The organism is Frankia sp. EI5c (assembly GCF_001636565.1).
Lineage (GTDB): Bacteria > Actinomycetota > Actinomycetes > Frankiales > Frankiaceae > Parafrankia.
On sequence record NZ_LRTK01000069.1, the window covers coordinates 1 to 1,773 of the forward strand.

Below are 1,773 nucleotides of genomic sequence, written 5' to 3' on the forward strand. Positions count from 1 at the left end.
CTTGACGACCACGGTGACGCAGGGGCCGCAACCCCCGCGGGCGAAGGACACCCAGAGCTCTTCAGTCGCTGTCGGCGCATCCTCGCGGACACGCGGCGCGGGGGTGACTGAGGGGTGTTGCGGGGTCTGTGGGTGCGCTGAAAGCCCTGGTGGCGCCGTTNCGGNGGGCGTCTGCGGGGTGCCGGCGGCCCGGTGGCCGCACTTCGGCGGATGGTCGCTGGCCGAGGTGTCCGTAGGCGGCGTCGTGGACGTCGAACGGGTGGGGCGGTGGGGTCCCGGTGCCGGCCCGGGGCCATCGCCCGCCCGGNATCGCGGCCGGCCCGACGGCCGGGGTGTCCCGTCTGATCAGACAGCAGTGTCACCCAGGAGCTCGGTTCGCTACCTGGCTGTCGCCCGAGGCTCGGCTTGGCACCAGACCGTCCCCGGGGGCTCGGCCTGGTATCGGCTGTCGTCCGTGGCTCGGGTTGGCCGGGAACTCGCTCAGGACCCGGTCGAGCGCCGCCCGTCCCGCCGGACCCCACGCCGGCTTGCCGCCGGGCAGGCCGCGGTCCCCGTTCTGGCCCATCAGCATCAGGAAGAGGCTCTTCAACGCGGCCAGCCCGCGGGCGCGCCGGACCGTCGACTCGTCGGCCGCTGCGTACGCGGCGAAGAAGCGTGCGGCCGCGCCCGCCGGCAGCAGCACCCAGGCGGCTGCCAGGTCCACCGCCGGATCGCCGGCGAACAGGTCGCCGAAGTCGACGACGCCCGCCAGCGTCCCGTCCGCGACGACGACATTCGCCGGATGCAGATCGCCGTGCACCCACACCGGCGGTCCCTCCCAGGCGGGGGCCGCTACGGCGTCGTCCCAGACGGCCTGGACGGCCTGGACGGCCTGGAGATCGGCGGCATCGGAGCCGATCAGGTCGTCGTCGACGGCGTCGAGGAACCGATCGAAGCCGTCCGTGAAGTGCCTGGGGTGCGCGCCGCGGCCCGCATCAGCCGGTGCGTCACCGGGCGCTGCCACATGTAGCGCCCGGAGGAACGCCGCCAGGGTGTCGGCCGCGTGCTCGCTGCGGGTGATCGACCCGTGGTCCAGCGGCCGGCCCGGCACCCACGTCATGACCGTCCAGATCTTGGGGAACCGCTCGGAGGGCGCGCCGCTGCGCACCGGGACGGGGATCGGCAGCGGCAGGCGTGGGGCGAGCAGCGGCAGCCACCGGCGTTCCTTGAGCTGGTTGTCGGGGTCGGTGTCCATGCGCTGGATCCGCACGGCCAACTCGTCGCCGAGGCGCCACATCTGGTTGCCCCANCCGCCCGCCACCTCGCGGAGAGGCAGCTCGGCCAGGTCCGGATGCTGGTCCCACAGCAAATCGCGGATGAGACCCGCGGTGATCTCGGTCATGCGGAGCAACCGTGCTGGTTCATCGCGACGCCTCTCCGGGGGAGATGCACTGGCGCTCTATGCTGACTTCTCGGAACGAGACAATATCTTCGACGACACCGGTCTGGCACTGAACGCCTGGAACGGCCTCCCCGGTGCCCTTGTCGCCTGGTTCGTGGACAGCGTCGGCCTCCAGGGGCTCCTCGCCATGGCGGCGGGCGTAGCCGATCGCAGCGCCACCGCCACGACCGCACTCGGCTATGCCGATGCGACCGGGGTCCGGGTCTTTACCGGCACGGTGCGCGGGACACTGACCACCGAGCCTCGCGGCAGCGGCGGCTTCGGCTACGACACCATCTTTGTGCCCGCAGGCAGTGCCCTGACCCTCGCGGAAATGTCGAGCGAGGAGAAGA

General features: G+C 72.4%; 2 protein-coding genes and 1 pseudogene. 1 reads left to right on the forward strand and 2 read right to left on the reverse strand.

Features of this window, described 5'->3' with window-relative positions:
- Positions 1 to 358: 358 nt before the first annotated feature.
- Together UG55_RS21595 and UG55_RS47820 are read right to left on the reverse strand one after the other, a co-directional pair.
- Positions 359 to 1,288 (reverse strand): phosphotransferase (locus tag UG55_RS21595; protein ID WP_242424908.1); only part of this gene is annotated, 930 nt, incomplete at its 5' end.
- 1 nt (position 1,289) lies between these two features.
- A pseudogene (locus tag UG55_RS47820) lies at positions 1,290 to 1,381 on the reverse strand (aminoglycoside phosphotransferase); the annotation flags it as partial.
- Here UG55_RS47820 and UG55_RS21600 point away from each other — a divergent pair.
- On the forward strand, positions 1,368 to 1,773 hold a 406-nt coding region (locus UG55_RS21600), incomplete at its 3' end, for a non-canonical purine NTP pyrophosphatase (RefSeq protein ID WP_242424909.1). The pseudogene UG55_RS47820 and the gene UG55_RS21600 sit on opposite strands and share 14 nt — an antisense overlap.